At 43.4% G+C, this 14,746-nt stretch carries 6 protein-coding genes, 2 tRNA genes and 1 pseudogene; 7 read left to right on the forward strand and 2 right to left on the reverse strand.

Annotated elements, in window-relative coordinates:
• Position 1: 1 nt before the first annotated feature.
• Positions 2–1,453 carry a Na+/H+ antiporter NhaA gene (nhaA, locus tag ACJJIT_RS07605; RefSeq protein WP_444884574.1) on the reverse strand — a complete coding sequence of 484 codons (1,452 nt, stop codon included), beginning with the start codon at positions 1,451–1,453 and terminating at the stop codon, positions 2–4.
• A 995-nt stretch (positions 1,454–2,448) separates the two neighbouring features.
• On the opposite strand from nhaA, the gene cysC reads away from it, so the two are divergent.
• The 7 genes from cysC (at position 2,449) to ACJJIT_RS07640 (ending at position 11,815) form a co-directional block, all read left to right on the forward strand.
• Positions 2,449–3,078: an adenylyl-sulfate kinase gene (cysC, locus tag ACJJIT_RS07610; protein ID WP_444900536.1), complete on the forward strand. Its 630-nt coding sequence runs from the start codon at positions 2,449–2,451 to the stop codon at positions 3,076–3,078.
• Positions 3,079–3,281: 203 nt separating this feature from the next.
• Positions 3,282–5,648, forward strand: coding sequence for a DUF6351 family protein (locus tag ACJJIT_RS07615; protein WP_444900537.1), 2,367 nt, complete (start codon positions 3,282–3,284; stop codon positions 5,646–5,648).
• Between the two features lie 95 nt (positions 5,649–5,743).
• Positions 5,744–5,819 (forward strand) — tRNA-Val (locus tag ACJJIT_RS07620).
• Positions 5,820–5,846: 27 nt separating this feature from the next.
• Positions 5,847–5,923, forward strand: a tRNA-Asp gene (locus ACJJIT_RS07625).
• A gap of 430 nt (positions 5,924–6,353) precedes the next feature.
• Positions 6,354–7,322, forward strand: a complete 969-nt coding sequence (locus tag ACJJIT_RS07630) for a 1-aminocyclopropane-1-carboxylate deaminase/D-cysteine desulfhydrase (RefSeq protein ID WP_444900538.1) — start codon at positions 6,354–6,356, stop codon at positions 7,320–7,322.
• 193 nt (positions 7,323–7,515) lie between these two features.
• Complete coding sequence (locus ACJJIT_RS07635; protein ID WP_444900539.1) at positions 7,516–8,388, forward strand: NAD(+) kinase; 873 nt, start codon at positions 7,516–7,518, stop codon at positions 8,386–8,388.
• Between the two features lie 202 nt (positions 8,389–8,590).
• On the forward strand, positions 8,591–11,815 hold the full coding sequence (locus ACJJIT_RS07640; protein ID WP_444900540.1) for an HAD family hydrolase: 3,225 nt from the start codon (positions 8,591–8,593) through the stop codon (positions 11,813–11,815).
• A gap of 1,660 nt (positions 11,816–13,475) precedes the next feature.
• Here the strand turns inward: ACJJIT_RS07640 and ACJJIT_RS07645 are convergent.
• Positions 13,476–14,547 (reverse strand): annotated as a pseudogene (locus ACJJIT_RS07645) (IS3 family transposase).
• Positions 14,548–14,746: the final 199 nt, after the last annotated feature.

Raw genomic sequence — 14,746 nt, forward strand, 5'->3', positions numbered from 1 at the left:
GCTACGAGACGGAATGAGGCGGCAGTCCAGAACTTGAGCTCTCAGCTTCCTCTGCTTCCTTGAATTCATCCTCTTGCTCTGCAGAGATAGGTGCATTGCGTAGAACTAGGAAGCCGGCAACTCCGGCGATTACAGAAGCTAGTAGAATACCGGCTTTCGCCTGCACCAGAAGTTCGTACTGGGAGCTAAATGCCAGCTCGGCTATAAAGATAGACATAGTAAAGCCAATGCCGGCGAGTAATGCCACACCTACGATATGCTGAAAGTTCGCAGCCTTGGGTAGCTTGCCCCAGCCAAGTTTCCAGCCAATCCAAGTTGCGCCTACAATGCCAATTAGCTTGCCAACAACCAAGCCGCTAATGACACCAAGTGTTACTGGGTTGAGTACCGCTGCTGAACTACTAAAGCTATCGAAAGGGATGCCCGCATTAGCCAGTGCGAAAATTGGAATTACTATAAAGCCCACCGGGATATGTAAGCGGGTTTCCATACGCTGTAGGGGGGACTGAGCTAGATTTACACCGTTACCCAAGGCCATTACACGTGCATGGAGGGCATCGTTTGCAATGATCTTATCACCGGGGCGAAAGTATCGATCGAAGCTGCGGATAATATCTTTAACAAAGGTGCTGAACGCTACGGGATCATACTTTGGCTTGGCAGGTAGTGCCATTGCCGTAATTACGCCTGCTAGAGTGGCATGAACGCCTGCCTTGTAAAGTCCGTACCAGAGCAAAATACCGGTAAAGACGTAGGCAGAGGAGCGGCGAACCCCGGCGGCATTGAGTAAGCCCATGATTGCAACTAGAAATCCGGAGGCCATTAAAGCGGTAGTGTTCACTTGCTCTGTATACCAAATAGCAATTACAAGAATTGCTCCTAGGTCATCTACGATGGCTAGGGCTACCAGAAAAGTTACCACAGCTCTGGGTACTCTGTTTCCTAGTAATGCAATACAGCCCACGGCAAAAGCGATATCAGTAGCCATAGGGATGCCCCAACCGCGTTCTGCGATGTCGCCACTGTTTAGGGAGCTATAAATCAAGGCTGGAACTACCATGCCGCCAACCGCTGCCATTACGGGCAGGACTGCTTGGCGTAGATCTGAAAGTTCTCCAACTAAAAATTCACGTTTAAGTTCTAACCCTACCAGGAAAAAGAAGATGGCCATTAGGCCATCATTAATCCAATGATGTAGTGATAAAGAAAGCACCCAGTCACCAGTGCCAATGCTGACTGGCATGTGCAGCAGGTGCTTGTAAGCATCCTGTAGGGGGGAGTTGGCAACAATCAGTGCAACCATTGCAGAGAACATCAGTAAGATACCACTGCTGCTTTGGCGATGGATAAATTCTTCAAAAGGTGTAACCAGGCGGCCAAAGGCCTCCTCAAGCGGTGCCTCAAAGACTTTTCCTTTACGAATTTTGAATCTATCCAGAACACTTTTTGCCATCGGCTAATTGCCTCCTTTTATAAAGCTAAGCCCCACTAAATGCAGGGCTATTTCATGCCTATTCAAAGCAGAGGTTATCATGGTCATAGTGTCATTTTCTATATTTGGCGTGTTTTATTGAGTAGGGTGTAACTGGGTTTAGCTTTGAAAATAGGGGGAGAGATAGGCATATCTTGTTTACGAGTAGGCACTAAGTAAGCACAAATTTATATGTATGATATTGCTTACATATGTAATTGGAGTGTGAAGCATGGCACATACTAAAAGATAATCTCCCTTTTGAATATCAGCTAATTATTAAAGGGTTTATCCCACCTTATAACTTTTTAGGGTTACTGGTTTGCTAACCCTCTGATAGGTTGTGCCATAGTCCTTATGTGGCACTTCTATATGCGGAATGCGGATTATATTTAAAGGTATAGTTGTATGTGCTTGCATAATGTCATTAGATGAAACAAAGATATAACCATAACGTAATATTCAATTGTTTATATGTGTTATAACTGCAATATAGAACGCAGTGAGATAATGCTGCGTGATATACTTTAATTGCTATTTGGTTAATACTGATTGTTGTTTAATGAAGCTTATTTGAAAGTGCACAGTATTGAGGCATTGAATTTATGGTGCTCTCAATAGAATTATGATCATTATCAAATTTAGGTTAAATCTATTTGCTGGCCCACAACAGTCAATGTAAAAATAGTCTCTACTTCTCGACCAGGAAAAAAGCCGCTTTTCCTTAGGATTTATCACCTAAAATTTTCCTCTTTTAGGTTACTATGTTCTTTCTTGGTGTCGAAATTTAGAATTAAGTGGCCAGAGGTACTTATGCACATCCACCACTATATGTGGTTGAATATGCTATAAGCAAAGCCTTTACGCTAATGCTTCAAATGCCTGATAATTGGCCGCCTAGCCTCTGGGGGAGTGGTTTCCTGCGAACCTCTCACTGCAGAGGGAATAGGAATTGAATCAAAATCTTGGAGTGATCGGTGGCGACAACAGTTGAACGCAAGGCGACCAATGTACATTGGCATGATGGCGATGTAACTCGTGACAATAGGGCCAGTATTCTTGGTCACAAAGGCGTGACCCTTTGGTTCACCGGCCTGTCGGGTTCCGGCAAGAGCACGGTAGCAGTAGCAGTTGAGAAGGCTTTGGCTGCGCGTGGTGTCCTGAGCTATCGCTTGGATGGTGACAATATACGTCTGGGTATCAACTCCAATCTAGGCTTTTCTGCTGAAGATCGCCAAGAAAATATCCGTCGTGTAGGTGAGATTTCTAAACTGTTTTCGGACACTGGGGTTGTGGTTCTCAGTAGCTTTATTAGTCCATATCGAGAAGATCGCGATATGGTTAGAAAGATGCATGAGGATGGCAATCTGCCTTATTTGGAGGTGTTTGTAGACTGTCCACTGGAGGAGGCAGAATCTCGTGACCCTAAAGGCCTTTATAAAAAGGCTCGTGCGGGTGAAATTAAGGGTTTTACTGGAATTGATGACCCTTACGAAGCGCCTATTTCCCCTGAGTTGCGTCTCAATACGGCAGAAATGACCTTAGAGCAAGAGGTGGAAGTAATTATTTCTACCCTGCAAGAGAAAGGTCTTATTGCCAAGGATTAAGCTGACTTTTTTGAGGCATACTATAAGGGAAGCCTGATGGGCTTCCTTTTTGTCTTTGCCTGATTTGTTGGGCTACTTGGTTCGATATTTCTGATACATCCTTCCTATAAGTCCTCCCCGGCGCCAACTGTCGGTTGACCTCTTTATCCCTTCATATACTCAAGCTGTATCACTTGGTGAAGTTGACAGCTGTGGAGGCGTTTATGTCGACAAGGGGAGCTTGGTTTCTCTCTGTATTTTTCTTGGCGCTGCTCGGAGTGCTGGGGGTAGTCGCTTGGATCGCGTATGCGAAATTGCCAAAAGTACATGGTAAAGCAGATGCTCCAGTAATAGGGGTGCCGGCTGGAGCTCTTGATTATGCTTCTACACCGGCTTATGCGGGGCCTCACCCTAGAATGATGTCACGTCCGCCTGAGTATTTCCCATTCCCTATCTCAATTGGTGAGGTTGGACCAGTAGAAACGTTATTTACTGGCCCCTCAAAGTACCCCTTCTTTTGTGGTCGTAATGCGATCACCGATAAGCAGCCATTGGTTGATAACCAAGCTAAGGAGGGAGTCCCAGTTTTTGCTTTAGGTTCAGATGGGAAGAAAACTAAAGAGGTGATTGGTTATAGCCGAGACTGTAGCCATGCAACGGAGGTAACGTACTTCTATAGGAGTACAACGGATGGAAGCTTTTATTACCTACATGAAGCACGTAACGATATTGATAAGGTAACAGTAAATGGTCGCCAAGTAGATTTTATTGTCCGTGTCGAAACAGGCACGATTAACCGGCATCATTATGCTATTGCAGCTCTGCGAGGAGACGGCGAAACTGCCGAAAAACCAAATGCCAGCAATTGGAACCGTCGTCTGATCTATCAGTTTCGTGGGGGAGTAGGTATAGGTTGGCGCCAAGGTAATTTGAGCAAAGGAGATGTGACAACTCGGCGAATGGACCAGTTGGCTCGAGGATATGCCATCGTTTACTCGACGGCGAATCAAACCAGAAATCACTATAACTTATGGTTGGCAGAGGATACGGCACGGCGCCTAAAAAAACAGTTCCAAGCACTCTATGGTGAGCCCATGTATACGGTTGGTATCGGTGGCTCGGGAGGTGCTATTCAGCAGTACATCTTGGCGCAAAATGCACCGGGGCTACTGGATGCGGCGATACCACTTTACTCCTATCCAGATATGGTAACTCAGACTATCTATGCCTTTGACTGTGAGCCTTTAGAGTATTTCTTCGATGTCCTGGATGCTAACAACCCCCGCTGGCAGGATGTTGAGGAACGTCAACGGATACAGGGGTTGGCTGCGAACCCTGAAGCGGATAGCCGCTTTAAGCTGATTACTTTAGCCGCTGGTTTGTTTGATGGCCGTTATAGGGGACGACCAAGCGGCGCGACTGAATGCGTAGAAGGTTGGCGTGGTTTGGTACCACTGGTAAATAACCCAAACTTTGTACACTTCTTTAAAAGTTTTTCCGGTGATTTGCCGGATAGAGTGCATTGGACACATTGGGAAAATCTTCGCCAGTTCTATGGTGCTGCTGAAAATGGCTATGCGAATACAACTTGGGATAATGAAGGGGTTCAGTATGGGTTGAAAGCGTTGGTTGATGGAGAGATAAGCATCGATAATTTCTTAAAAATCAATGCTGCAATAGGTGGGTGGAAAGCCCCGCAGAATCAGTCGCAAGAAAAGCTCTGGTTTCTCAATGGTGGGCTTTTTCCTGTGCGCCTTTCAGTATGGAGTGAGCAAAATTTAAACATGGGGACTCTGGCGAGCCCAGCTAAGCGTAGCCGCGCGGATATGGAGGCAATCAAGGGGATTTATAGGTCTGGTCATGTTTTCCTTGGGGATGTAGAAATTCCGATAATTGATATGCGCCACTATCTGGACGAAGAACCAGATATGCATCACAGCTCGGCTTCTTTTTCGACTCGAGAGCGTATCCGGAGGGCCCGTGGCCACGCTGACAATCAACTGATCTGGATGAGTCACAAAGACTACAACCCATTGGATGATGCACTTGATCTGGTCGACCGATGGATGCAAAACATCATTAATGACCCTGCTAAAGGTGTAGTTGGTAATCGACCTGAGGATGCCAGTGACCAATGCTTTGATAGCGAAGGTAATGTTCTAGCATCAGGATCTGATGTTTGGAATGGAGACTGGAACCGCCAGTCGAAAGGGAAATGTATGCGGGAATACCCTGCCCACAGTACTTCAAGGCAGGTAGCCGGAGCACCAGTGACTGATGACATCTTTAAGTGCGCGCTTCAGCCGGTGGAGAGGGCTCTTGCAAAAGGCGTCTATGGCTCTCATACGGAAGAGATATCAGGTCGTCTCGATGACTTACGCCGCATCTTTCCAACAGGGGTGTGCAACTACAATGAACAGGATTTGGCCCGCCCAAGAGAGCAGTTGATTCCTAAAGGGGTCCCAGTGCGAATTGCGGGTCATTTAATTGACCCAGATTATCGACAGGGCAAGCTATTGCAGGAGGCAAGTGTTGGGGAGGAGGAGATGCAGCCGGTGTCTGTACCTTCGGAAAGTATGCCCGATGAATAATAGTGGGACTTGGCGCGAAAATTATTGACAGGAAATTATATTCCAGTAATATGCGCCTCGCTCAAGGGGCAAGGCCCTTAAAGAAGATGAGCAGCGGGTGGTTAGCTCAGTTGGGAGAGCGACGGCCTTACAAGCCGTAGGTCACAGGTTCGACCCCTGTACCACCCACCAACTTCCTAAATGGAAGTTTACTACCGAGGACCGGTAGTTCAGTTGGTTAGAATGCCGGCCTGTCACGCCGGAGGTCGCGGGTTCGAGTCCCGTCCGGTCCGCCAGATACGATAAAAGGCCCGTACATACGTACGGGCCTTTTTTATTTGTGTGTGGGCGAAGTGGTATTAGGTCTGAAAAGCTCTGGAACTGCGCCTTGCTTGGCCCCTTCAAGCTATTTTAGGTGAGTGGCACAACTCTTTTTTCTTGTGCTCAAGCTTGTGGTATTTGGCTGGAGCGAAGGAGCTTGCAGCAGTTATATTACCCCTGCGCTAGGGGGCTCTTCACCTTGTTCATATGATCTCTGGCTAAGTGCCGAGCGCTAACCTAATACGGAGGGCGTTAGACTCTATCGTATTGCTGGCTCTGGATAGGTTGGGATGCACACTTTGCTCGTGAACTTTTTTTGTGGGGGGTTGTGTTCTTATCGGTAAAGGGCTGCTTTTATGGAGTGAGCCCTGTCAGGCTGCCTCTTTATGAAGAGATTAGAGATACGTGACAGTTTCCTACCTAACTACTCTTGATCTGAATGCTTTCACTGAAGCTGCGCGCGAGATTCCTTACCAAAAGGTCCGAAGTAATCTTTTTCCGGGAGTTGAGGTCTGGATTCGTCGTGATGACCTGCTGGATCCACTTATTTCAGGTAATAAAGCGTATAAGCTCATTTTTAACTTGATAAAAGCAAGGGAGCTGGGTGTCGAGACGTTAATCACTTGTGGTGGAGCATGGTCAAATCACCTGCATGCCACTGCTGCTGCAGGGGCCCGCTTTGGCTTTCGTACGAATGGCATTATCCGCGGTGAGCGCGGGCCAGAGCTAAGTGCCATGCTTCTGGATGCAGAGCGCTTGGGCATGGAATTCAAATTTGTGACCCGAGAACTGTATAGGCAGCGCAACCAGCAGGAATTTCTCAATCATTTAGGAGTTGAGCAACATAATTGCCTCTATTTGCCCGAAGGTGGGGCAAACTTTGCTGGTGCAAGAGGGGTTTTCTTATTGGGAAAGATTATTGAAGCTACTAAGCCAATTAGGTTTGATCAACTTTGGGTGGCTTGCGGTACAGGCCTGACTCTAGGAGGGCTGAGAGCAGCTGTAAATAGCTTTCCTGTGTGCGGCGTTGAGGTTTTAAAGGCGGGTGGGTCTATCCGCCGAGACGCACAGCGTTGGCTCTCGGCACTATCAACAAGCGCAGCTTGCAGGTACGACCAGGTCGTCGCGAAGGATGGGGATCTAATGAACGAGTACCATTGTGGCGGTTATGGTAAATACCCCAGCCAATTGCAGGCATTTCAGCAGGCTTTCGAGCGTCAATCCGGTATCCCTCTGGATCCAATTTATACCGCCAAGCTGTTGAATGCGATTCACTTAAGAGCTAATGCTGGCCATTTCGAATGTGGTACTAAGATTCTCGCACTCCATTCTGGTGGACTACAGGGGCGGCGTGGATTACAGCTTGACGGCTAGGTTCAAAACAACTTTTTTTGGCTGGTGGTTTTCCTTGACCAGGCGTCCTTGTTCGACTCCAACTCCAAGCTAAGGCATAATCTCCTGTCACATTTTTGGGAAGCTTCTTCTGTCGACGTGTAAAGTGAGATTATGCGATTGACAGGCAAAGCAACAATCGCAAGGCCCAGGTTCGGGCACCTGAGAGGGAGCGGTGTCGGAATTTCAAAATATCGGCCTGATCGGCCGCACAGGTAGCGATAGTGCTGTGCTTTCGCTCAAACGCCTTATGGCTTTTCTTGAGCAGGAGGGCTATTCCGTCGTATTGGAGAGGGAGACTGCGACAGCAGTATATGCCAATAAAGCGCGCGTCTCGTCAAAAGAAAAGTTAGGCGAACTCTGCGACTTAGTTATTGTCGTAGGTGGCGACGGCAGCTTGCTCGCAGCCGCTCGTGCGTTGGCAAAATTCAGTGTGCCCTTACTAGGTATTAACCGTGGTCGTTTAGGCTTCCTCACTGATATCACTCCGGATGAGGTTGAGCGAAAAGTAGGGGAGGTTTTAGCTGGTAAATACATGGCTGAAAGCCGCTTCTTATTGGATATGTCTGTGACAAGAGGTGGTAAGCCGATCGATAAGGGGACCGCATTAAATGATGTCGTCTTACACCCAGGTGAATTTATCCGCATGATTGAATTTGATCTCTACATTGATGGTCAGTTCGTCTATACGCAAAGAGCTGATGGCCTAATTGTTTCTACTCCAACAGGCTCTACAGCATATGCCCTATCAGGCGGAGGGCCAATTATGCATCCAAAATTGGATGCAATTGTTGTAGTTCCACTAAATCCTCACACTTTAAGCAGTCGTCCGATAGTTGTGGAGGGGAGTAGTGAGTTTAAAGTTGTTATTGGAGACAATAATTTCACTTTCCCCTACGTGACCTGTGATGGGCATAATCAATTTGTTACAGAACCAGGGGATATTATTCGAATTCACAAAAAACCCCATAGATTAACTTTGATTCACCCTTTGGAGCACAACTTCTATGAGATATGTCGAACTAAACTTGGGTGGCAGAGCAAGTGAATGTTTCACCTAAATTGCGACTATTTGAACCTTTAGGCCGTGTATTAGGCAACTTGTGTGCTTTTCTAAAAACTCTCTGCTAGATAGAAAGATAAGTTAATTGTTATTGATGATTTTCAAGTGAAAGTGAAATTCAATAATACAATTTAAATTTAATTAAGCTGTGAAAAAAATGAACATCTATATATCATCCGATTTCATAATGACCCGAGAAGATGAGCAGTATTCTAATCTAAGATGGCTTTATGATTTGTTGGATCGACCTATACGATTAAGCACGGGCATTTCGCCATTTCAGCTAAGAAGTGATTTCTCAGCTGCCTCCACTTTTAACCGTGCTACCTTTTTTAAGAAATCTGGGATTACATTTGATGCAAAAGAGCTACAGTTCTATTTTGACGAAGCTTGCGTATCAGAAGAATCTATCGGATACCTAAGAAGTACGTTAGGTGGCTCTCTTGTTATTGGATATGAACTTTCAGAGCAGACAAGAAAAGTTTTAAGCAGAGCAGGGATTAATTATATAGATATTTGGCTGCACCCTATTCGGTATATGGCTGACATCTTGTTTGGGGTTTCCAGTGGCAGCAAAGAAGTATTTGAGAAGATAAAAAAGTACCAACTGGATGAAGAATATTTATATCAGTATGCTACTAAGTATAAAATCTCAACATATAAGGGTTGGAAAAGGGTCAGTGACAAATTAGACGTCAAACCAAATAGTGCACTATTTGTTGGCCAGACTTTATACGACAAAGCTGTGTCTCTGAATGGTAAGATGCTTTCAATTTTGGATTTCAAGGATCGATTAGATGAAATTTCATCTCAATATTCGGAGGTTCTATATAGTAGGCATCCGTATCTAAAGAATGGAGATGAAGATGTCATAAAATTTATAAAGAGTAGTCGAAATATTAAGCTCACGAATATACCTTCTTACCATTTATTGGCGCACCCAAATATTGAAAAGGTTGCAACTGTTTCATCTTCTGTTGCCTGTGAAGCAAAATATTTCGAAAAAGAAACAGAGTTTTTGTATCGCCCAATTATGGATTTATATGCAGATTATTCTGTTCGAAGCTATATTACTATTTTTAGGAGTATAGTTAATCCAAGTTTTTGGGCAGATATATTGCAGCCTTTTTGTAAAACTGTCGAATCTCTCCCAAATGTGGAATATCTTGCTCCACAGGAAAATTTGAGAGACATGTTAGGTTTTTATTGGAGCTATGCTGAAGTAGACAAAGGTGAAAATTTACGTAGAACCGTGAAGGCCCTTGACATTAAGCTTCAAAATTTAGCCGGCTCAGGTATAAAGAAATTCAATTCTGGTAAGGTTTCTGTAAAGAAAGAAGCTAAAGATAAAGTGATTCAGGCTTTTAATGTCGAGAATGCAAAGCTTGCGATAGATAAGGCGGAGGTTGTTTCTTTTGATTTATTTGACACCCTAGTTTACCGTTGTTTGGAAAGCCCGAATGATTTGCTTGACCTCGTATCGCTAGATGTTTTTGAGGGAGACAGAGAGTTATCTAGGAAGTTTTCTGCTGCACGGAAAGCAAGTAGAAATAAAATTAAGAGTGAGGGCTTGGCTGAGGAGGTTTTACTTAAGGATCGATATCAGGCTGTCCTTAGTGAGGATGACTGGTCCAATCTAGAGTTAAGTGCTGAAGAGTTAGAGAGGAAAGAGTTTGATATTGATATTAAGTGTCTAGATGTAAGGCCTTCAGGCAAGGAGCTGTTCGATTACGCCTTAAGCCAGAAAAAAATAATTGTAATAAGTACCGATACATATTACTCAGTATCCTTTATAAAAGAATTGCTCGGACATTTTAATTATGAGGGTTATCATAAAATTTTTAGCTCGTCAGAGATTGGTTATACAAAACATACTGGAAATATCTTTCCAGTAATCCTTTCGCGTCTAAATTTGACACCAAAAGAGATGTTGCATATTGGCGACAATAAGCGTTCTGATGTCGATAATGCTTTAGCTCATGGTATTCAAAGTATTTTTCTCCCTAGTGTCGAAAGCTTTTTTAGAGACTCTAATAAGTTGACGCCAAAGCATCATTTAAGGGATGAAGTAATGAACTCTGTCTACAAGGGGTTATTGGCTCAAAGAAATGATGTTAACCTTAGTAAGATTGTTGCAAAGTCATTTACAGGAGGCGGCGCTAAAGAACTAGGGTACCGAACGGTTGGACTGTTCATGTATGGCTTTGCAAAATGGATTTTAGAGTCTGCCTTAGAGGACGAGGTCGAAGATTTAATATTCCTGTCTAGGGATGGTCAGATCGTAAAGAGAGTAGTAGATTTATTTATTGAGAAAAATTCTGTTAACAATGTTAGAACCCACTATCTTTATGCTTCGCGTAGAAGTTTAAGTGTTGCTTCAATTTATACTCTGGGTGATGCATTAGAGATTCTTAAAATTAATTTTTCACCTATAACTCCTGCTGATCTACTTGTTGCTCGCTTTGGCCTCGATAGAGAGGTAATTGAACCTGTAATCTCAGAGCTATTTGGTAAGCAGGAGCTTGTTAAATCAGATAGTGCGGCAGATCTGGATAAATTAGGTGAAGTGCTGAGGACATGCGTAAGCCATTTATTGGAGGTATCGGGCGCTGAGAGAGCGGCTTTAAAGAAATATTATTCAATGACTGGCGCTTTTAATACAGGTAAAGCTGCGGTAGTAGATATTGGACATAATGGTACTTTACAGCGTTATATATCTAAATTTATGGATGTTGACGGTCTTGCCGGATATTATTTCGTGACTTACGTTGGTGTGCAGTCTAATGTTATCGAGTTAGGCATGAAGGCCAAAGGTTATCTGGGGGAGTTTTTAGATGCTAAAGATCCGCGTCACGCATACAAACAAAACTTGATCATGTTTGAATTGGCTTTTATTAACAAAGAGCAGTCATTTGTTCGATGCATTGAAGATGAAGCTGGTAATGTTCAGAAGGAATTTTTATCTACGGAGGGAGATCTAGCTAGGTCTGAGTTTTGTGAAAAACTGCACAGTGGGGTGGTTGAGTTTTGCTCAGATCTAGAAGACAAAAGAATAAATCTAGGGAGAGTGTTTCAGCTTAATGCTGAAGAGTCCATCACGCCCTATTTGGAGTTTATCAGAAAGCCTGCATATTGTGATGCTCAAATGCTTATGAATGTTGCTTTTGAGAATAAGTATAGCGGTCGAAATTTAGAATATATTATTGGTAGGGGGGGGGCTAAGGGCCTTTGGAAAGAGGGGCACAACCTGTTGTTAGGCGGAGCTGAAGAGTTTGATAAGAGCCCATTTTTAAAAGAAAATGAAGGTTTTATAAGAAGGAATATAAGAAAATTAGTTGCTGATCGCTCTCAAATTAAGAGAGATATCATAAATGTTTATTCCTATCTAAAAACTGGAGAGTTTAAGATTTAGGCTCTCGATTAAAATGTGATAGTAGTTGACTTGTAATTTACATGTTAGCTTGCAGTTAAGAATTGACTTAATAACTACCGTTTCCTTATAAGGTACTTTGCCCAGTCAAATTTAATATTCAAGTTTTTGTGTTAAGACCGTCTTATACTACTTCTAGGCTTGTCATTGGCTGCAGCTCTTTGGTGGCTGCAGCTAGCCACCATTATAATAAAAGAACTTAGCCGATTTTTTTTGGAGTCTATCTATGTGCTACAATATTAAAATCGATAAAGCACCTGTTAAATTGTTTGACGGATTTATCTTTTAAAACGGCTTATTAATTAATGACTAGCTGCCGAATTTATATGATCATATGATTTATTTTTAGGGAATGTTGTCGATCGCAATTCAACCGCTTCCAGTAGCGCCCTAATTTGTGGTGATATAAGGTACGGAATATTAGTTGATTATATATAGATTGAAAGTATAGGGTATGATTATTGTGCTGCTCTATTCTATAGGTCGTTGTTTAGGAGGGGATAAAATATGTATTAGGGTGCATATATTCACAAATGTAGACATGAGCTATTTTTAATGTCGCTTCGAGTATAATATATTGTCTCCTAAATTTTTTGTGAGTCTTGATAGTAGTACTGTAGATTATTGCTTTTAATGCAGGCTTCACTTTTATGTCGGTTTTGCTTCAAAATTTAATTCTGTGGTTTTATCGATGACTATCGATTTTTTTGGCCTAAAGACCTTTTAGGTTAAATTTGTATGGGCTTGATCACTCCAAAGTTCTATACACTGAGTGAATTAAGGGTTCCCCGAAATACTTTGCCTGCGTAGCTTTTAGACGTTTGGACCTTCCTATGATAGGTTGTTGAAGACTATATATAGAATATCCTATTAAATTCCTTCATCAGCTCACCCGATGTTGAATTGAAGTTGTTTCACAACTTGAAATCGGCTGCTCTAACAAAAGAACATAGAAAATGATCAGTAATAGTGGGCAGACTCAAGTCAGAGTTAATTGCGATAAGTGGGATTTATCGAATCTTATTACCTGAGCTAAAATGAGGAGCGGGGGTTGAAATTCACTGCTGGTCGAGTGTGTTTATAAGATATCTTGTGGTTTTTACGCTCAGGAGTATGATGGAAAGGTCTTCCTTCAAGCTATCCATCTTTGAGGCTTGCTGAAGAAAGTTTCAACTTTTTGAAGAACGAGGAGCTTTGTTACAAGCCTTGAGAAAACTCCCGGAGCAGCTAGAGTAACAGCCTTTACTTAACTGGGGGAGGTCTTCCTGATGACAGCTTTGCACCAGCAAAAAAGGGCTTTGAAATTGGGATAACTTGCGAGGTAAGTATTCGAAGTGGATAGCACAGGTCTATAGCGAGTGTATTCCATTGGGGGGCATCATTGTACCGATCTCACCAGCAGCGGTAAGTTGTTGTATCAATTGCTTACAGTTATGTATAAAAATACAAGGTTCATCGTTTGGTGTTTGATAAAGTAGCTGACACTGATTCTCCTTGAGATAGTTTGTTGAATCATGAAATTAATCATATGAAATAGGGAGCAGACCTCAAGGCGGGATGGTAGAAAGATAAGAAAATATTGTAGAGGCCAACTATTTCCGGACAGTAAGTTAAGTTTTTCTTCCGCTTTTCCTGGCGGTATTCAGTCAATGTGTTGGTGGGGGCGCTTCCAGTTGGAGTAAGTCATTAAGTAATGACTGATGTCTCGTCTTGCTTCAGTGATGGATGTGTAATCTGGAGAGGGTATCCATTCACTTTTCAAGCTCCGAAACAGTCTTTCCAATGGTACATTATCCTAGAAATTTACACGCCGGCTCATGCTCTGAATCATTCGGTAGCGCCGCAACCGTTGGTAGAACTGATGACCGGAATAGCGGCTGCCTTGATTGAGGGGAGTATAATTTGAGCGGGCTTTCTTTACTGCTTTCCGGCCATTTCCAGTACTTTTAGAGTTAATGCTATATCTGGTTGTCCTGAGAGGGCTCACCCCACGATGGGCCTGTAAATCTATAACGATAACAAGGTATCACCAGCTTGAATCAGCCCAGGCAAAGGTAATATTGCCGCACCAAACTTGATTAGGTTTCTCTAAATTAAAATGACGGTCAAGTTTATTTGGTATATCTAAGTGCTTTACGATTGCTCTCTTATGCTTGCGAAGATCAGGCTGCTTACACATCAAGTCCACCTCACTCATGAGTCTTCTAACTTTAAAGCGCCCGATTAGTATTCTCCTGCTCAGAAAGTGAAGCTATGATTGGGCTGCTTCCAGCAGAGCTACGCCTGCATTCTGCGTACATCAATAGCGTTTTTCTTTTTCCTATATTCTTAGTAGCATGATAGAGGTATTTTTCAAACGCTTTTCATATCAGTTCCACGGACTCATGCTCACTTAATCAATTTATCAACGCGTATGATTCATCTCGTCGGACATCAAGAGAGCGGTAGCCTTTCTAATATTTCTTCCTCCCTTTCTAGGCGGATTAAAATGGGCTTAAAGTTCCTTGATTTTCTGTTGCTCAGCAAAAAGTGCTTTATTTGTAGGCGCCTCCCCGCCACGCTCCGCTTTTAATTGCCTCACCCAACGGGGCGGATAGCCGTTGTACCAACATCCAGTAACCGGGCTGTTTTCAGGACTGTATGGCTTTGATCCACACTAGAGGGGCAGCATCTAATTTAAATTCGGGAGAAAAGGATCGACGTTGTATATTCATTGAACACCTCTATTTTCAGGGTAACTTTGCCACCTAAATTGATGTTCGAGTTTAGTTGGTCGCCAGAATCCGTAAAAGTGGAAGGAAAACTTAATTTACTGTTGGGGAAGAGTTGATCAATAGTTATATCCGCTGCTAGAAGGTTGAGGGGGGCATGGCTAGGAAGTTGCCGTAGTTTAGTCGTCGGGAGTGGGCGCTA

This window comes from Microbulbifer mixtoriginis (SeqCode) (assembly GCF_052467515.1).

What these genes read in the sequence shown, in the direction of transcription:
- ACJJIT_RS07640 (WP_444900540.1), top strand. Translation starts at nt 8,591, where the DNA reads ATGACCCGAGAAGATGAGCAGTATTCTAATCTAAGATGGCTTTATGAT.
- nhaA (WP_444884574.1), bottom strand. Translation starts at nt 1,453, where the DNA reads ATGGCAAAAAGTGTTCTGGATAGATTCAAAATTCGTAAAGGAAAAGTC.
- ACJJIT_RS07615 (WP_444900537.1), top strand. Translation starts at nt 3,282, where the DNA reads ATGTCGACAAGGGGAGCTTGGTTTCTCTCTGTATTTTTCTTGGCGCTG.